At 69.6% G+C, this 17,192-nt stretch carries 14 protein-coding genes; 8 read left to right on the top strand and 6 right to left on the bottom strand.

What is annotated here, in order from left to right; translation table 11 throughout:
• The first annotated feature begins 266 nt into the window (after window positions 1–266).
• Together JNK84_RS08910 and rsmD are read left to right on the top strand one after the other, a co-directional pair.
• Window positions 267–2,171, top strand: a complete 1,905-nt coding sequence (locus tag JNK84_RS08910; RefSeq protein ID WP_293423548.1) for a pseudouridine synthase — start codon at window positions 267–269, stop codon at window positions 2,169–2,171.
• 3 nt (window positions 2,172–2,174) lie between these two features.
• On the top strand, window positions 2,175–2,729 hold the full coding sequence (gene rsmD / locus JNK84_RS08915; protein ID WP_293423053.1) for a 16S rRNA (guanine(966)-N(2))-methyltransferase RsmD: 555 nt from the start codon (window positions 2,175–2,177) through the stop codon (window positions 2,727–2,729).
• A gap of 70 nt (window positions 2,730–2,799) precedes the next feature.
• Here the strand turns inward: rsmD and mscL are convergent, their stop codons facing one another.
• Window positions 2,800–3,213, bottom strand: coding sequence for a large conductance mechanosensitive channel protein MscL (mscL, locus tag JNK84_RS08920; protein WP_293423550.1), 414 nt, complete (start codon window positions 3,211–3,213; stop codon window positions 2,800–2,802).
• A gap of 161 nt (window positions 3,214–3,374) precedes the next feature.
• On the opposite strand from mscL, the gene JNK84_RS08925 reads away from it, so the two are divergent.
• Window positions 3,375–6,920, top strand: coding sequence for a hybrid sensor histidine kinase/response regulator (locus JNK84_RS08925; RefSeq protein WP_293423056.1), 3,546 nt, complete (start codon window positions 3,375–3,377; stop codon window positions 6,918–6,920).
• 3 nt (window positions 6,921–6,923) lie between these two features.
• On the opposite strand, the gene JNK84_RS08930 is transcribed toward JNK84_RS08925, so the two are convergent.
• From JNK84_RS08930 to JNK84_RS08940, 3 genes are all read right to left on the bottom strand, one after another.
• Window positions 6,924–7,901 (bottom strand): alpha/beta hydrolase, encoded by a 978-nt coding sequence (locus tag JNK84_RS08930; RefSeq protein ID WP_293423059.1) that lies wholly within the window; start codon window positions 7,899–7,901, stop codon window positions 6,924–6,926.
• 74 nt (window positions 7,902–7,975) lie between these two features.
• On the bottom strand, window positions 7,976–9,781 hold the full coding sequence (mutL, locus tag JNK84_RS08935; RefSeq protein ID WP_293423061.1) for a DNA mismatch repair endonuclease MutL: 1,806 nt from the start codon (window positions 9,779–9,781) through the stop codon (window positions 7,976–7,978).
• 31 nt (window positions 9,782–9,812) lie between these two features.
• Window positions 9,813–11,390 (bottom strand): EAL domain-containing protein, encoded by a 1,578-nt coding sequence (locus tag JNK84_RS08940; protein WP_293423064.1) that lies wholly within the window; start codon window positions 11,388–11,390, stop codon window positions 9,813–9,815.
• A 138-nt stretch (window positions 11,391–11,528) separates the two neighbouring features.
• On the opposite strand from JNK84_RS08940, the gene JNK84_RS08945 reads away from it, so the two are divergent.
• From JNK84_RS08945 to JNK84_RS08960, 4 genes are all read left to right on the top strand, one after another.
• The gene (locus JNK84_RS08945; protein ID WP_293423067.1) at window positions 11,529–11,915 is read left to right on the top strand and encodes a RidA family protein; all 387 of its coding nucleotides are present in this window, start codon (window positions 11,529–11,531) and stop codon (window positions 11,913–11,915) included.
• Between the two features lie 93 nt (window positions 11,916–12,008).
• Window positions 12,009–12,461: a MaoC family dehydratase gene (locus JNK84_RS08950; protein WP_293423070.1), complete on the top strand. Its 453-nt coding sequence runs from the start codon at window positions 12,009–12,011 to the stop codon at window positions 12,459–12,461.
• Window positions 12,462–12,528: 67 nt separating this feature from the next.
• Window positions 12,529–13,494 (top strand): bifunctional riboflavin kinase/FAD synthetase, encoded by a 966-nt coding sequence (locus tag JNK84_RS08955; RefSeq protein ID WP_293423073.1) that lies wholly within the window; start codon window positions 12,529–12,531, stop codon window positions 13,492–13,494.
• 265 nt (window positions 13,495–13,759) lie between these two features.
• Window positions 13,760–14,401: an FMN-binding negative transcriptional regulator gene (locus tag JNK84_RS08960; protein ID WP_293423076.1), complete on the top strand. Its 642-nt coding sequence runs from the start codon at window positions 13,760–13,762 to the stop codon at window positions 14,399–14,401.
• Between the two features lie 380 nt (window positions 14,402–14,781).
• On the opposite strand, the gene ubiA is transcribed toward JNK84_RS08960, so the two are convergent.
• Window positions 14,782–15,729, bottom strand: coding sequence for a 4-hydroxybenzoate octaprenyltransferase (gene ubiA / locus JNK84_RS08965; RefSeq protein WP_293423079.1), 948 nt, complete (start codon window positions 15,727–15,729; stop codon window positions 14,782–14,784).
• A 6-nt stretch (window positions 15,730–15,735) separates the two neighbouring features.
• Entirely contained in the window at window positions 15,736–16,221 is a 486-nt protein-coding gene (locus tag JNK84_RS08970) for a hypothetical protein (RefSeq protein WP_293423082.1), read from the bottom strand.
• Window positions 16,222–16,383: 162 nt separating this feature from the next.
• On the opposite strand from JNK84_RS08970, the gene JNK84_RS08975 reads away from it, so the two are divergent.
• Window positions 16,384–17,130 (top strand): 16S rRNA (uracil(1498)-N(3))-methyltransferase, encoded by a 747-nt coding sequence (locus JNK84_RS08975; protein ID WP_293423085.1) that lies wholly within the window; start codon window positions 16,384–16,386, stop codon window positions 17,128–17,130.
• Window positions 17,131–17,192 lie beyond the last annotated feature (62 nt).

Here is a 17,192-nt window from a genome sequence, read left to right on the forward strand (position 1 = left end):
AGCCGGCCAAGCGCGCGAAGAAGGCCGCCGAGCCTGTTGAAGAAGCCCTGCCCGACGATATTCCCGCCTTCCTCGACGATATCGACGAGGACCCGGTGGTGAAGGCGCTGGCCGCCGAAGCCGGCATCGAGAAGCCGAAGCGCGCACCGCGCGACCGCGACGAGGACGACCGCCGTCCGCGTGGCCGCGATGACAAGCCGCGCCGGTTCGAGGATCGCGAGCGCGGCGACCGCCCGCGCTTCCGCGACCGCGAGGACCGCAACAGCGTGCCGCGCGAGCGCGACCGTTCGTTCGAGCCGGTCAACCGCGGCGAGGAGCGCATCGCGCGCGTGCTGGCGCGCGCCGGGCTCTGCTCGCGCCGCGAAGCCGAGGAATGGATCGAGGCTGGCCGCGTCAGCCTCAACGGCGAGATCCTGACCTCGCCCGCGACCAACGTCACCGAGCGCGACGTGATCCTGGTCGACGGTGAGCGCCTGCCCGAGCGCGAGCGCACCCGCCTCTGGCTCTACCACAAGCCCGCCGGCCTCGTGACGACGACGAGCGACCCGGAAGGCCGCGACACGATCTTCGACGCCCTGCCGGAAGACCTCCCGCGCGTCGTGACGGTCGGCCGCCTCGACATCAACACCGAAGGCCTGCTGCTGCTGACCAATGACGGCGGCCTCGCGCGCGTTCTCGCCCTGCCCGCCACTGGCTGGCTGCGCCGCTACCGCGTGCGCGCTCACGGCACCATCGATCAGGCGACTCTCGACCGCCTGCGTCACGGCATCGAGGTGGACGGCATCGAGTATGGGCCGATCGAGGCCGAACTCGACCGCATCCAGGGCACCAATTCGTGGCTGACCCTGTCGCTGCGCGAAGGCAAGAACCGCGAGGTGAAGAACGTCCTTGGCGCCATCGGCCTCGACGTGAACCGGCTGATCCGCGTCTCGTTCGGGCCGTTCCAGCTCGGCGAACTGCCCGAGGGCGAGGTCGAGGAGATCCGCACCCGCGTGCTGCGCGACCAGCTCGGCGAGGAGCTGTCGGAACTGGCGGGCGTCGAGTTCGACCGTCCGGTCTTCGAGCGCGTCGGCGAGCGCGACGAGCGCGGACGCGGCGGACGGCAGCAGCGCGACGAGCGCCCGCGCCGGTTCGAGGGACGCGACGAGCGGCCTCGCCGCTTCGAGGATCGCGGTGACCGGCCGAAGCGCTTCGGCGACCGGGACGAGCGACCGGGCCGCTTCGGCGACCGGGACGACCGGCGCGGCAAGTTCGGACGCGACGATGACCGTCGGGGCTCGTTCGGTCGCGACCGCGAGGACGGCGACCGGCCGCGCGGCAAAAGCCCGGAGCACAAGTTCGGCAACCGCGCCCGCATCTGGCGTGACGGCGAGGCCGTGCAGTTCGGGCCGCGCAACAAGGCGCGCCCGGGCTACAAGGGCGGCCGCGACGCCGAGGGCGGTGAGCGCGACTTCAAGCGCGGCGCTCCGGTGACCGATTCCAAGGGCCGGCGCGTGCGCGTCGAGAAGGTCGGCGGCGACGATCAGGCCGTGCGCGAGGAGCGTCGCTTCGACGAGCGCCCGCGCCGCTTCGACCGGGACGAGCGCCCGCGCGGCGACTTCAAGCCGAGGGGCGACCGCCCGTTCGGCGACCGTCCGCCGCGGGATCGCGACGGCGACGAGCGTCCGCGCCGCGATTTCAAGCCGAGGGGCGACCGCCCGTTCGGCGACCGTCCGCCGAGGGATCGCGACGGCGACGAGCGTCCGCGCCGCGACTTCAAGCCGAGGGGCGACCGCCCGTTCGGTGATCGTCCGCCGCGCGATCGCGACGGCGACGAGCGTCCGCGCCGCGATTTCAAGCCGAGGGGCGACCGCCCGTTCGGCGACCGTCCGCCGAGGGATCGCGACGGCGACCGCCCGCGCGAGTTCAAGCCCTGGGGCGACCGTGATCGTGGCGATCGGCCGGAGCGCGGCTTCAAGCCGAGGGGCGAACGTTCGTTCGGCGAGCGCTCGTCCGACGACCGAGGCGGCGACCGCCCTCGCGGCAAGTCCTTCGGCGACAGGCCGAGTGGCGGCAAGTCCTTCGGTGGCGGCAAGTCCTTCGGCGGTCGTGGTGACCGGCCGGGCGGAGACCGTCCGCGCGGCGGCAAGCCGTTCGGCAAGGGCCGCCCCGGCGGCGGTCGGGACCGCTAACCCTTGCGGGTTGTCGGGGGCAAATATCGCGGCCGCGTACTGGCCGCGCCGAAGTCGGACGCGATCCGCCCGACTTCCGATCGCCTGCGCGAGAGCCTGTTCAATGTGCTCGCCCATGGCTACGGGAATGCCTGCGAGGGAGCGCGCGTGCTGGACCTGTTCGCAGGCACCGGTGCGCTCGCCATCGAGGCGCTGTCGCGTGGCGCCATCTATGCCGCGATGGTTGACCAGAGCGCGGAGGCCCGCGGCCTGATCCGCGCCAATGTCGATGCGCTCGGCCTGTCCGGCGTCACCGGCCTGCTGAAGCGCGATGCGACGAAAATGGGACCGCTCGCCCCGTTCGAGCGCTTCTCGCTGGCCTTTCTCGATCCGCCTTACCGCAAGGGGCTCGCCGAACTCTGCCTCGGCAGCATCGCCGGCGGCGGCTGGCTCACGGCCGATGCTCTTGTCGTGGTCGAGGAGGCGGCGGACGTCGCTGTCGCAACGCCCGCCGCGTTCAGTCTCGTCGAGAAGCGGGAGGCCGGCGACACGCAGCTTCTGTTCCTGCGGCCGGCCTGAGCCAAATTCCTTCTCTATCGCCTTTTCTTGACGCGAACCGGTTTCCGCTTCGCTCGAAAATGCGCTTGCCCTATTTCTTCAGGAGATCCCTGATCTCGGTGAGCAGGGTCACCTCGGCCGAGGGCGGCGGCGGCACGGCCGGCGCGGCCGCTGCTTCCGCCTTCTTCAGCCGGTTCATGGCCTTGATCACCATGAACAGCACGAAGGCGATGATGATGAAGTTGATCGCGATGGTGATGAACTTGCCGTAGGCGATCACCGCGCCCTGCTTCTGCGCATCGACCAGATTGGTCGCGTTCACCGCGCTGGAGAGCGGCAGGAAATAATTGGTGAAGTCGAAGCCGCCAATGGCGCCGAGGATCGGCATGAACAGATCGCCGACGACCGATTCGACGATCTTGCCGAAGGCCGCGCCGATAATCACGCCGACCGCGAGGTCGACGACATTGCCCTTGAGGGCGAACTCCTTGAACTCCTGCAGCATCGCCATGATTCGACTCCTGTCCCTGGCAGTGGCGGGCCGATGACGATCCGCGATACGGCGTGGCTTGGCAATGGCGCGCGGGTTCGCCCGACCGGCCCATGGACAGCCAAGGGGCCGCGTGGGAACGTTGCGGCCGCCAGGGAGGCACGCCGACACCCGCCATGAGCATGGGTTTCGTCATCATCGTCACGGCGCTCGCCTATCTCGGAGCGCTGTTCCTCGTCGCCTATTGGGGCGACCGCCGGCGCGCGCGCGAACAGGCGCTGCGACAAAGCCAGGCCTGGATCTATCCGCTCTCGCTCGCGGTCTACTGCACGTCGTGGACCTTCTTCGGTTCGGTCGGCCTCGCCTCGCGCAACGGCTTCGATTTCCTCGCCATCTATGTCGGCCCGATGCTGCTGTTCGCGGCCTTCTGGCCGCTGATCCTGCGTGTCGTGCGCATCGCCAAGACGCAGAACATCACCTCGGTCGCGGATTTCATCGGCGCTCGCTACGGCAAGAGCCAGGCCGTGGCCGCCATGGTTTGCCTGATCGTCACCGTCGGCACGATCCCCTACGTGGCGCTGCAGCTGAAGGCCGTCTCGGCCTCGCTGATGACCACGATCAAGCCCGACGAGATCGTCAACGTCACCCACGAGCTGCCGTTCTTCGGCGACATCGCGCTGGTGGTGGCCATGGCGATGGCGGCCTTCGCCATGCTGTTCGGCACGCGCCATGCCGATGCGACCGAGCATCAGGACGGCCTGATCCTCGCGGTGGCGGCCGAGTCGATCGTCAAGCTCATCTGCTTCCTCGCCATCGGCATCTACGTCACCTACGTGATGTTCAACGGTTTCGGCGACCTGTTCGGGCGCGTGGCGGCGCGCGCCGACATCATGAACGCAGTGATCCGCTGGCCGGACGCCTCGACTTTCCTGACCATGAGCGTGCTGTCGTTCTGCTGCGGCATCCTCCTGCCGCGCATGTTCCATGTCGGCGTGGTCGAGAACCATTCGGAGGCGGAGATCAGGCGGGCGAGCTGGCTGTTTCCCGCCTATCTCATCCTGATCAATCTCTTCGTCATTCCGATCGCGGTCGCCGGGCTGCTGGTCTTCCCGGCGGGCACGATGGACAGCGACATGACGGTGGTGGCGCTGCCAATGTCGCGCGGCAATGAGATCATGACGCTTGCCGCCTTCATCGGCGGCCTGTCGGCGGCGACGGCCATGGTCATCGTCGCCAGCGTCGCCCTGTCGATCATGATCTCGAACGACATGGTCATTCCGGCGCTGCTCAACCTGCGGGGACGGCTGCCATCGGCCCAGGGCGGCGCCGACGAGCGCAGCGACCTCGGGCCGACGATCCTCAAGATTCGCCGGACGATCATCCTCACCGTGCTGATCGCGGCCTATCTCTACTATCGCGTGGCGGGCGAAGCGCAGCTCGCCTCGATCGGCCTCCTGTCCTTCGCCGCCGTCACGCAGCTGGCGCCGGCCTTTTTCGGCGGGCTGTTCTGGCGGCGGGCGACGGCACGCGGCGCGGTCATCGGCATGGCGATCGGCCTCGCCATCTGGACCTATACACTGCTCCTTCCCATGCTGGTCACCACCGGCGCGCTGCCCGCAAGCCTCGTCTCCGACGGACCGCTCGGCATCGGCTGGCTCCGGCCGCAGGACCTGTTCGGCCTGACGGGCCTGCCGCCGCTCGCCCATGGCGTGTTCTGGTCGCTGCTCGCCAACGTCCTGCTGTTCGTAGGCCTGTCGCTGCTGCGCCGCCCGTCGAGCATCGAGACGTTGCAGGCCAATGTCTTCGTCCCCGTCGAGCAGGCCGACTACGCGCCCTCGTTCCGGCTCTGGCGCTCGGCCATCACCGTCGACGAGGTGCGCAACACCGTCGCGCGCTATCTCGGCGCCGAGCGAACCACGGCGGCCTTCGAGAGCCACGCGGTGGAGCGCGGCGTGCCGCTGGAAGGACAGGCAGAGGCCGATATCGACCTGCTGCGCTATTCGGAGCGGCTGCTCGCCTCGGCCATCGGCACGGCGTCGTCGCGCCTCGTGCTGTCGCTGCTCCTCAAGAAGCGTTCCGTCTCGACCACGGACGCGCTCAAGCTGCTCGACGACGCCAATGCCGCCATGCAGTACAACCGCGAGGTGCTGCAGACGGCGCTGGAGCATGCCCGCCAGGGCGTCAGCGTGTTCGACAGCGACGGGCAGCTGATGGTGTGGAACCGGCCCTTCGCCGAGGTGCTCGCCCTGCCGCCGGAGACTTTGCACATCGGCGCGGGTTTCGACCGCATCCTGCATGCCCTCGCCGTGCGCGGCGAGTTCGGCCGGGGCAATATCGACGCGCTGGTGGCCGACAGGGTGCACCGCCTGCTCAATGCCGACGAACCACAGATCGAGCGCCTCGTTCGCCTCGGCCTGGTGCTTGAGATTCGCGCGGCGCGCCTGCCGGACGGCGGCGTGGTCACGACCTATACCGATGTGACCGCCTCCGTCGCCGCGGCGGAGGAACTCGGCCGCGCCAACGAGACGCTGGAGCGCCGCGTGCGCGAGCGCACCGAGGAACTGACCCGGCTCAACGGCGAACTGGCGCAGGCCAAGGCCGAAGCCGACGAGGCGAACCTGTCGAAGACGCGCTTCCTCGCCGCCGCCAGCCACGACATCCTCCAGCCTCTCAACGCCGCGCGCCTCTACACGACCAGTCTCGTGGAGCGCGGCAACGAGGGCGACGAGAAGCGCCTGATCGAGAATGTCGACGCCTCGCTCGAAGCGGTGGAGGAAATCCTCGGCGCGCTGCTCGACATCTCGCGCCTCGACGCCGGCGCGATGAAGCCGGAGATCGCCAGCTTCCGCATCGACGAGCTGTTCCGCCAGCTCGCCGTGGAATTCTCGCCCATCGCCCAGCAGAAGGGGCTGAAGCTGACCTTCGTGGCGTCGTCGCTGGCGGTCCATTCGGATCGGCGGCTGCTGCGCCGCCTGTTGCAGAACCTCGTCTCGAACGCGATCAAATATACCGGGAGCGGCGGCGTTCTCGTCGGCTGCCGGCGGCGCGGCAAGCGCCTGTCGCTGGAGGTCCACGATACCGGACCGGGCATTCCGCAGAACAAGCAGCGCATCATCTTCCACGAATTCCAGCGGCTGGAGGCGGGCGCCAAGACCGCGCGCGGCCTCGGCCTCGGCCTGTCCATCGTGGAGCGTATCGCCCGCGTGCTGGAACATCGCCTGACGGTGAAGTCGAAGGTCGGCAAGGGCTCGTCCTTCTCGGTCGCGGTGCCGATCGCGCCCGCCTTGCCGGCCGTGGCGCCGGGCCCGGCCCCCGCTCCGCTCGCCGCCGCGCCACTGGACGGGCTGATCGTGCTCGCCATCGACAACGAGCCGAAGATCATCGAGGGCATGAAGGCGCTGCTGCGCGGCTGGGGCTGCCACACCATTCCGGCCTCCGGCTGGCGCGACGTTCACGACGCGCTGAACGAGAGCCTTGTCACCCCCGACGTGGTGATCGTCGACTACCACCTCGACGAGGGCAACGGCCTCGACGTGGTGACGCAACTGCGCTGGCGCTTCGGCAATTCGCTGCCCGCGATCCTGGTCACCGCCGATCGCAGCCAGGAGGTGCGCGAGCGCGCGCAGGAGCGCAACGTCCATCTCCTGAACAAGCCGCTGAAGCCGGCGGCGCTCCGCGCCCTGCTCACCCAGTGGCGCGTGCAGAAACAGGCCGCCGAATAGTCCTCAATCGGCGCAGGCTGCAGCCATGAAAGCTTCGATGCGCGCCATGCACCTGTCGGTGTTCGTGCCCGGGAAACCGATGAAGACGTGGCAGCCGGCCGGATAGGCCTCAAGTTCCGCGCCGTTGCCGGCAGCCGCCCAGCGCTGCGCCATGAACAGGCTGTCGTCCGCGAGCAGGTCGCGTGTCCCGACCGTGAACAGCGCCGGCGGCAGGCCCTTCAGGTCCGCATGAATCGGCGAGATGTCGGGATCGCGGACATCTCCTCCCCGGAGCAGAAAATGCCGCACGAACATCTCGATGTCGCGCGTGGTCAGAACCAGCTTCTCCGTGCCCCAGCGGCGCGCCGACGGCGTCATGGCGAGGTCGTAGCAGCCGGCATGCAGGTTTGCCCCGCGGAACGGCATGATGCCGTGGCGGTCGCGCAGCCTGAGCAGCGTCACCGCCGAGAGATGCGCGCCGGCACTCTCGCCGCCGATCACCAGCCGGTCGGTGCCGAAGCGCGCCTTGGCCTCGCGGGCGATCCAGAGCGCGGCGTCCTCGCAGTCGTCGGGACCGTGGGGATAGGGAAATTCCGGTGCGAGGCGGTAGTCGACCGAGACGCAGGCCATGCCCGCGCGGTCGGCGAAGCGCTCCAGCCAGGCATCCTGCCCGTCGGCGGTGCCGAGAACCCAGCCGCCGCCATGGATGTGGAGATAGACACCCTTCGGATCGGCAGGCGCGATGATGCGCAGACCGATCGGCCCATGCCGGCCCTCGATGGTCAGCGTCGTCGCGCGCGGCGACAGGATCGGCGCCGGAAAGGCCCCCCGTCCCTCGCGGCGCATCTCGCGGATGACGGCGGGCGGACGCGTCCAGTTGTCCCAGTTCTCCAGCCGCTTGAGGATCGCCGCGTTGACGGCGAGCGCGTCGGCCGACGCGTTGGCCGGATCGAAGGGCGAGGGATCGAAGACAAGGGCACTGGATGCGAACGAGTTGGACATGGGCACCGCCGGTTGCAGGGCGGTGATCAAAGCGCGCCAGCGGCCGCGCCGCAAGGCGACCAGCCGACGGAGCGTCAGCGCCGTCCGAACAGCCGCTCGATATCGGCCAGCGACAGCGATACCGAGGTCGGTCGGCCGTGGTTGCACTGGGAGGAGCCGGGCGTCGCCTCCATCTCGCGCAGCAGGGCATCCATCTCGGCGGGCTTCATCAGACGCCCCGCGCGCACCGAGCCATGGCAGGCCATGCGCGAGGCGACCGCGAGCAACCGCTGCTCCAGCGGATCGGTCGTGTCCCATTCCGCGAGATGTTCGGCGAGGTCGCGGGTGAGCGCCTCGGCATCCACCTCGCCCAGCATGGCCGGCGTCTCGCGCACCGCGACGGCTCCCGGCCCGAACCCCTCGATGACGAGGCCGAAGGCGGCGAGATCGTCGGCGCGGGCAAGCAGCCGCGCCGCGTCGGCGGGGTCGAGCTCGACCACGACCGGGATCAGCAGGGCCTGTCGCGCGATGCCGGCCTCGGCCATGTGCCGCTTCATCCGCTCATAGACGAGCCGCTCGTGCGCGGCGTGCTGGTCGACGATGACAAGGCCGTCGCGCGTCTGGGCGAGGATGTAGGTGCCGTGCAACTGCGCGCGGGCGGCACCGAGCGGCAGGTCCGCGACGATCTCCGGCACGGGACCGGCAGCCGCGCGGGCATCGGCGGCCGGGGCCATGTCCATGGCGAAGGCCGGCTGCGCGCCCTCCGCGAAGCCACCCGCGAAAGGTCGGAAGGCGCTGGCGCGCCAGTCGCGCAACGGCGCCTGCGATCCGCCATGAGGCGCGCGCCCGGCGGGCTGGCGAAAGGCGGTGACGGTCGCCGCACCGAGGGTCGAGGCGGTGGTCGGGGCGGCGCGCGCAATGGCGTCGCGGATCGCCCCGACGATCAGGCCGCGCACCAGCGCGGAATCGCGGAAGCGCACCTCTGTCTTGGCGGGATGGACGTTGACATCGACCTCGTGCGGATCGAGTTCGATGAACAGCACGGCCGCAGGATGCCGGTCGCGCGGCATCACGTCGGCATAGGCGCCGCGGATCGCGCCCAGCACCAGCCGGTCGCGGATCGGCCGGCCGTTGACGAACAGGAACTGGCTGGCGGCTGTCGCCTTGTTGAGGGTCGGCAGTCCCGCGAAGCCGTAGAGCCTGACACCGTGCCGCGAAACATCGACGGCCATGGCATTGGCGGCGAAGTCGCGGCCGAGGATGTCGCCGATGCGGGCGAGCAGGCCGGCCTCGCCGAAGGGCTGGGCCGGCCATGTGCGCGTGCCGCCGTCATCGTCGGCCAGCGACATAGCGACGGTCGGATGCGAGAGCGCCAGCCGCTTCACGACATCGGCGATGGCGGCCGCCTCGGCACGGTCGCTCTTCAGGAATTTCAGCCGCGCGGGGGTTGCCGAGAACAGGTCCTCGACATCGATCCGCGTGCCCTTCGCGAGCGCCGCCGGCATGGCCTCGCCCTTGGCGCCGGCATCGACGGTGAGCGCCCAGGCGTGCGGCTCCCCGGCATGGCGCGTGGTCAGGGTGAGGCGGGCGACCGCGCCGATGGAGGGCAGCGCCTCGCCGCGGAAACCGAGGGTCCGGATGTCGAGCAGATCGTCGCCGCGCAGCTTGGAGGTCGCGTGCCGTTCGACGCAGAGGACGAGGTCGTCCCGCGTCATGCCCGAACCGTCGTCGCTGACGCGGATCAGCCGACGCCCGCCACCGCCCGCGACGATGTCGATGCGCGATGCGCCGGCATCCAGCGCGTTTTCGGTGAGTTCCTTGACGACGGCGGCCGGCCGCTCGATCACCTCGCCGGCGGCGATGCGGTTGACGATGCCTTCGGGAAGCTGGCGGACGATCATCGTCTCATCCTAGCGGCACGGCCGGCGTTCGTCAGGAACGGTCGCGGATCAGCGCCCTGAGGCCCTGGCCGAGACCCGGCTTGCGCGGTTCGCGCGCGGCGGCCCCTGCCGCCAGAACCGCAGCGCCGAGGGTCTGCGGCGCGGCGGCCGGCTGGCGAACCTCCGGCTGACGGATATCGGGCCTGGTACGCGCGGCGGGCGTTGCCTGCGCGGCCTGCATCCCCGCGGGTTCGGCGCCCGAGAGCACATCGGCGCGCACGGGGCGCGGCGGCGAGAACAGCAGCCCCTGGGCGAAGCGCACCTCGTAGTCGAGCACGTCGACGACCATGGCCTCGGTATCGATGCCCTCGGCGATCAGGTCGAGCCCGTAGCGCGCGAACAGGCCCGCGAGATCGGCGACGTGAATCTCGGCGCCGGCATCGATCGCGCGCGAAATCATCAGGTCGGCCGGCACCTTCACATAGCGGAAGCCCTTGTCCGCAAGATCGCGCGGCTCGATCCGGAGATCGCGGACGCCGTCCATCGAGAAACGGAAGCCCTTGTCCGACAGCCCGCGCAGCGTTTCGACGTCGAGCGGCGACAGCGAGCGAACGGCCTCCTGCTCGACGCCGATGACCAGCGAGCCGGCGATGGAGCGCGCGGCCTCCAGCGAGGCGACAAGCTCCGTGGAGAAGGCGGCATCGGCCAGCGACGATCCGGCGACGTCGCAGAACAGGCTGACGTCGCGGTTGCGGGCCGTCAGGCGGCGGACCACCTGGATGCAGCGGCCGAGGATTTCGGCGTCGAGCGCCGGCATCAGCCCGGATTCGTCGGCCAGCCTGCGATAGTCGGCCGGCGCGAACACCGCGCCCTCGGCGCTGCGCAGGCGCACGGAGGCCTGATAGGCGCGGACCTTGCGCTGCGGCAGGGTGACGATCGGCTGAAGGAACAGTTCGTAGCGGCGGGCGCTGATCGCCTCGTCGATGATCGCGATGGCGTCCGGTCGCGACAGGCCGGCAAAGGCCGCCGGCAGGTCGTCGGCGCGATGGGCGGGCGCCTTCTGGCGGTCGATCTGGCGCTGAAGCGCCTCGGCCTCGCGGCGCAGCGCCGGAGCGCTGGCGGACGGCGGCGCGGCAGCCGGGGGAACCGGCGCGGCGACGCGGCGCGGCTCGGCTGCGGGAGCCGGCTCGCGCCGCTGCACCGGAACAGGTTCCGCCTCCATCGGCACGGTGACGCGCAGGATGGCCGCCTCATGGATCTGCAGCGTTTCGGCGAACTGCTTCACGAGATGACCGAGTTCCTTCATCTCCTCGGCGATCGGCTGGGTCGCGGCCCTGGCCTGGTCCGGTCCGGAGGTCTCGACCTTCTCGATGCGGCTGGCCATGTCCTCGACATCGCGGGCAAGACCGGTGGCGGAACGCGCGAGATCGACGAGCCTTGCCTCCATCGCGAGGCGGTCGGCGGAACGTTGCGCGCCGAACTGGCCGATCACCATCGCAAGCAGCAGGCCGAACCCGATCGCCGCCGACGCACCGGCCTCGAGGGAGGCGGCGGCGTAGGCCAGCACGGCGGCCGAGGCGGCGATCGCCACCATGCAGAGCGCGATGAAATGGGAACCCGAGCGGGGCATGGCAGGGCGGGACGGTCGTTTCCGGTTGGACTTCCGGCGAAGCTTGCCCCGAATCCGTCTGATTCGTCTCGCCCGCGCACGCCATTGCCGCCGGATATCCAAGGCCATAGCCTCGCCTCGCCATACCGGAGTCGAGCCATGCCGACCTTTTTCGATCCGCCCACCGTCCACGCTCCCGCGCCGAGCTACCGCCACGGGGCGCTGCACGCGCTTTCAGGCCGCCGGCTGGTCATTTCCGGGCAGGTGGGCGTTCGCCCCGACGGCACGACCGCCGAGGGGCTCGAGGCCCAGTTCGAGCAGTGCCTCGACAACCTCATCGCAGTGGTCGAGGCAGGCGGCATGACCATCGCCAACCTCACCAAGATCGTCACGCTGGTGACGGTGCCGGACGCGCTGGCGACCTTTCGGGCGGTGCGGGCACGCAAGCTCGGCGATCATGTTTGCGCCGCAACCTACATTCAGGTCGCGGGCCTCGCACGTCCCGATCTGCTGGTGGAAATCGAGGGCGAAGCCGTTCAGGACTGACCAGAATATAGGACAAGTCCTCCGTCTTTGGTCCTATTGCGCTGCAGCATGAACGCCGGAACAGTGTCGGCCCTTTCCCGAGGAGGCACGCCGATGCCGACGCGTTCGATCCGCTCCCTGGCCTTCGAGGACCTGTCGGTCGGTCTGTCCGAGCTGGTGTTCAAGACGGTCACCGATCAGGACGTCGTCGGTTTCGCCGACATTTCCGGCGACCAGAACCCGATCCACCTGAACGAGCTCTACGCCTCGAAAACGCGGTTCGGCCAGCGCATCGCCCACGGCCTCTACACCGCGAGCCTGATCTCGGCGGTGATCGGCACGCGGCTGCCGGGACCGGGCGCGGTCTATCTGTCGCAGACGCTGAACTTCAAGGCGCCGGTGAAGATCGGCGATGTCGTGCGCGTCCATGTCGAGGTGGCCGAGCTGATCGACGCGCGCCAGCGCGCGCGTCTCGTGTGCGAGTGCGCGGTGGACGCGACGGTGGTGCTGGACGGCGAGGCCATCGTGCGCGTGCCCTCGCGCGCGGAACTCGTCGCCGCCGCTTGACGCGCCGGACGGCGCTCGGCAGGGTCCGGCGGCCTTTCGACCGGACAATTCTTGCCAAGACCGCTCCATGCCCCTGATCCTGCCGCCTCCGCGGCCGCGCGCTGATTTTCCGGTCGTCACCCGCGACCGCCGCCTGCCGGACCCGCTGCGCGGCGGCGTCGTGGCCGTGGGCAATTTCGACGGCGTGCATCTCGGCCACCGGCATGTCCTAGCGGAAGCACGGGCGCTCGCGGCGAAGGCCGGCAGCCCGGCCGTGGCGCTCACCTTCGAGCCGCATCCGCGCGCCTTCTTCCAGCCGGCGCAGCCGATGTTCCGGCTGACGAGCCCCGAAACGAAGGCGCGCCTGCTGGCAGCCGAGGCCATCGACGCCGTCGCCGTCGCCGCCTTCGACGCGCCCTTCGCCGCGCTTTCGGCCGACCAGTTCGTCAGCGACGTGCTGATCGACTGGCTCGGCGCCTCGCACGTGGTGGTGGGCCGCGACTTCCACTATGGCGCGGGCCGGGCCGGATCGCCGGGGATGCTGCGCGAGGCGGGGAGCAAGCAGGGCTTCGCGGTCACCGAGGTCGGCGCCCTGCTGCGCGAAGGCGCGCCCGTATCCTCGTCATCGATCCGCACCGCGCTGTCCGGCGGCGACCTCGCCACGGCCCGCGACCTGCTCGGCCGCGACTGGTTCGTGACGACCGAGGTGATCCACGGCGACAAGCGCGGGCGCGATCTCGGCTATCCCACGGCCAATCTGCGTCTTGCCCCCGGCACCGACCTGCGTTTCGGCATCTATGCCGTGAAGCTCGGCATTGACGGCGTCTGGCGCGACGGCGTGGCGAGCTTCGGCCGCCGGCCGACCTTCGACAATGGCGCACCGCTTCTGGAGGTCCATGTCTTCGACTTCGCCGGCGATCTCTACGGGCGGAGCGTCGATGTCGTGTTTGCCGGCTTCATCCGCGACGAGCTGAAGTTCGACGGGATCGAGGCGCTGGTGGCGCAGATGGACCGCGACAGCCTCGCCGCTCGGGACATCCTGAAAAGCGCGTGACGCGACGGGATCCGTGCGCGCCGCCGGGCCAGGCGACGGCTGGCCGGAGAGGCCCCGCGCCGGCCTGATCACGGCTGCGAATAGCCCCGATCAAAAGCCTCCATTGGAACGGCCGGAGCGTTTAGGATAGCGCTCAAGCCGTTATCTCCGGAGCGGCGCGGCTTTTCCCTAATTGGCTGAACCGCTCTGGACCGTTGGTTGGTCGCATTGTCTTCACGAGAACGGGTATCCGCCTCGTTCGACAATGCGCTAGCGGGAGCCCGCCATGTATGTGCCGCCGCTGTTCGCCATGGACAATGACGAGGAACTCCTCGCCTTCTGTCAGGCCTTTCCCTTCGCCGCGCTGGTCACGTCCGGCGCAGACGGCCTGTTCGCGACCCATCTGCCGGTCGTCCTGAAGCGCGGCGCGGCGGGCGTCGGCCACGCCTTCTTCGGCCATCTGGCGCGGGCCAATCCACACTGGCAGCGCGCGGCCGCAGGCTCCGAGGCTCTGCTGATCTTCTCGGGACCGCAGGCCTATGTAACGCCCTCCTGGTATGCCACCAAGAAGGAGACGGCGAAGGTGGTGCCGACCTGGAACTATGCCGTGGTGCACGCGCGCGGCACGGTGTCCTGGCCGACCGACACCGCTTTTCTCCGTGAGAATCTCGCCGACCTCACCGACCAGCACGAGGCGAAGTTCGAGCACCGCTGGGCCCTGTCCGATGCGCCCGACGACTTCGTCGCCATGCAGATGCGCGCCATTGTCGGCATGCGTTTCGAGATCACCGCGCTCGAGGGCAAGGTCAAGATGAGCCAGAACCGGCCGGCGGCCGACGTGGACGGCGTGGTCGCGGGCTTTGCCGGAGCGGCGGACCCGATGGAGCAGGAAGTCGGGCGCTGGGTGGAAAAGAACCGGCGGCGCTGACGGTAATAATTCTTGTCGTGCGATTTTTTACCTAGACTAGCGTAACGCTGCATGCTATCTGTTGTGGCATGTTCCCGGAGTTGGGTTCACGGCCGGATCGGCCTTTCCCGCCCCAACGACTGTCGCCAGCACGCCATTCCCGGCCGAGCAAAGGGAAGGGAATCCAGACTTGTCCCGCCTCGGGGCCGCGAGATGACCTTCTCCTGTGGGGAGAAGGTGGCGCCGGATGAGAGGTAGGGCTCTCCTGACGGCCGCCAGCGCCATGCCGCTCATGGCGTGACGGAGCATGTCGAGGCCCGAACCCCTCACCCGCTTGCTCCGCAGGCACCCTCTCCCCATGGGAGAGGGTCCGGTCGCGCTGTGCCAAGCGCCCGCCGCGGTCAGCCCAGCCCGAAGGCGCGCGTCAGCGAAGCCGCGACCAGGCCGGCGAACAGGATCAGGCCGGCATACTGGTTCGACTTGAACAGCCGCAGGCAAAGGTCGGGATCCGCGATGTCGAGCCGGCCGACCTGCCAGACGAGATGCGCCGCGAAGGCGGCAAGCCCGACATAGGCGACCACAGGCGCGCCGAGCGACCAGAGGGCCATGGCGAACAGAAGAGTGGCGCCGGCATAGAAGGCGGCGAGGATCGGCCGGGTCCGCTCGCCGAACAGCAGGGCGGTGGAGCGGACGCCGACAATGGCGTCGTCCTCGCGGTCCTGATGGGCGTAGATCGTGTCGTAGCCGATGACCCATAGGATCGAGCCGGCATAGAGCAGCAGGGCCGGCGGATCGAGTCGGCCGAAGGCGGCGGCCCAACCCATCAGCGCGCCCCAGGAGAAGGCGAGGCCCAGCACCGATTGGGGCCAGGACGTGATGCGCTTCATGAAGGGATAGATCGCGACGATGGCGAGCGAAGCGATGCCGACCATCCACGCGAAGGGGTCGGCGAGCGCCAGAAGGACCAGAGCGCCGACCACGACCTGCGCGACGAGGAAAAGCTTGGCCTGGCCGGCGGTGACCTGCCCGGCCGGCAACGGGCGCGAGCGCGTGCGCTCGACCATGGCGTCGATGTCGCGGTCGACGAGGTCGTTGTAGGTGCAGCCAGCGCCGCGCATGGCGACCGCGCCGATGGCGAAAAGCGCGATGTGCCAGAGGTTGGGCAGCGGCTTGCCCATGGCGATGGCGGCAAGCGCCGACGACCACCAGCAGGGCAGGACGAGCAGCCAGAAGCCGATGGGGCGATCCGCGCGGGCGAGCCTAAGATAGGGACGCCAGCCGGGCGGCGCCCAGCTATCGACCCATGAGCCGCTGACGGCATCGGCAACGCGGCCATCGGCGGCGGACATGGCGGCTCAGAGCGCGCCGGGCGTGCGCAGGTCGAGCTGCGGCCTGCGGCCGGCATTGGGCGCGAAGGGATTGGCACCACCGCCGCCGGCTTCCGCCTGCCGCCGCTGGCGCTCGAGCTGGGCCACGCCGTTGCAGGCCTGCGTGCGGTTGCGCGACACGTTCGTCACGCCGGTATTGACGTCGTTGACGATCTGCTCGGGCAGGCGGCAGAAATCCGCGTTGGTCTGCACCCACTGCTGCAGCCGGCGGAACGAGTTCTGGGCGTTGGTCAGCGCCTGACAGGCGCGCTGCGCATTGGCGCGAGCCTGCTCGTAGGAGGTGGGACGGCCGCGCGGCATGGCCGCCTGCGTTTGCTTCATCACCTCCTGATGGGCGGCGATGAGCGGCTGGAACTCCGACTGGCAGATCTCGTTCGCCATGGCGGAACCGCCGGCGAGCATCGCGGCGGCGAACACGGCCAGAGGAATGCGATTTGGCAGGCGACGGCTCATCGTTCGGCCCCCGAGAAAACGTCCGCAGCGCGACGAAGGTTGCGTGAAATCGGCAGTGTTCATACCAATCGGCCGACTTCGTGGCAATGTGACGATGGGCCCCGCGCACCGCTGCCACATCTGGCGGGCGGCTCGCGGCGCCGAAATGGACGGGCAGAACCGATGGCTTCCTACGATTTCACCTCTGTCCGGCTGTTCGTGGAGGGGCCTCTGGCGGCGGGCGGCGAGATCGAGACCGGGCGCGACCAGGCCAATTATCTCCTGAATGTGATGCGCCTCGCCGAGGGCGACGCGGTTCTGCTGTTCGACGGCGCGAACGGCGAATGGCGCGCGCGCCTGCGCAGGGACGGCAGGAAGGCCGTGCGGCTGGTGCCGGAGGAGCAGATGCGGCCGCAGCCGCCGGCGGGCGACCTCTGGCTCCTGTTCGCGCCGCTGAAACACGCGCGCTTCGACTATCTGGTGCAGAAGGCAGTCGAAATGGGCGCATCGCGGCTCCAGCCGGTGATCACCCAGCACACGCAGGTCGCGCGTGTGAACACGGAGCGGATGCGCGCCAACGCGATCGAGGCGGCGGAACAATGCGGCGTTCTGGCCGTTGCCGAGTGCCATGATCCGCAACCGCTTGCCAAAGCCCTGGATGGATGGTCGCCCGGCCGGCTGCTCGTCTTCTGCGACGAGGGAGCCGCCTCGGCCAATCCTGTCGAGGTTCTGGCCCCTTTCCGGGGCCGGAGCGGCGGCGTCGCGGTGCTTGTCGGCCCGGAGGGCGGTTTTTCGCAGGACGAGCGCGCCATGCTGCACAAGCGGGCCGATACGGTCGCGATTTCGCTCGGACCGCGCATTCTGCGCGCCGATACGGCTGGTGTCGCCGCCCTCGCCGTGGTGCAGGCGACACTGGGCGACTGGCGCTAGTTCGCCAACAGGGAAGCTCGGCATGCCGCGAAGCATGCGGCGATGCTCAAAGGGGCAGTCCG

This window comes from Phreatobacter sp. (assembly GCF_016793595.1).
Taxonomy (GTDB): Bacteria; Pseudomonadota; Alphaproteobacteria; order Rhizobiales; family Phreatobacteraceae; genus Phreatobacter.

Coding starts and splice junctions, on each gene's coding strand:
- mscL (WP_293423550.1), bottom strand. CDS start 3,213: ATGCTGCAGGAGTTCAAGGAGTTCGCCCTCAAGGGCAATGTCGTCGAC.
- JNK84_RS08925 (WP_293423056.1), top strand. CDS start 3,375: ATGAGCATGGGTTTCGTCATCATCGTCACGGCGCTCGCCTATCTCGGA.
- JNK84_RS08930 (WP_293423059.1), bottom strand. CDS start 7,901: ATGTCCAACTCGTTCGCATCCAGTGCCCTTGTCTTCGATCCCTCGCCC.
- mutL (WP_293423061.1), bottom strand. CDS start 9,781: ATGATCGTCCGCCAGCTTCCCGAAGGCATCGTCAACCGCATCGCCGCC.
- JNK84_RS08940 (WP_293423064.1), bottom strand. CDS start 11,390: ATGCCCCGCTCGGGTTCCCATTTCATCGCGCTCTGCATGGTGGCGATC.
- JNK84_RS08945 (WP_293423067.1), top strand. CDS start 11,529: ATGCCGACCTTTTTCGATCCGCCCACCGTCCACGCTCCCGCGCCGAGC.
- JNK84_RS08950 (WP_293423070.1), top strand. CDS start 12,009: ATGCCGACGCGTTCGATCCGCTCCCTGGCCTTCGAGGACCTGTCGGTC.
- JNK84_RS08955 (WP_293423073.1), top strand. CDS start 12,529: ATGCCCCTGATCCTGCCGCCTCCGCGGCCGCGCGCTGATTTTCCGGTC.
- JNK84_RS08960 (WP_293423076.1), top strand. CDS start 13,760: ATGTATGTGCCGCCGCTGTTCGCCATGGACAATGACGAGGAACTCCTC.
- ubiA (WP_293423079.1), bottom strand. CDS start 15,729: ATGTCCGCCGCCGATGGCCGCGTTGCCGATGCCGTCAGCGGCTCATGG.
- JNK84_RS08970 (WP_293423082.1), bottom strand. CDS start 16,221: ATGAGCCGTCGCCTGCCAAATCGCATTCCTCTGGCCGTGTTCGCCGCC.
- JNK84_RS08975 (WP_293423085.1), top strand. CDS start 16,384: ATGGCTTCCTACGATTTCACCTCTGTCCGGCTGTTCGTGGAGGGGCCT.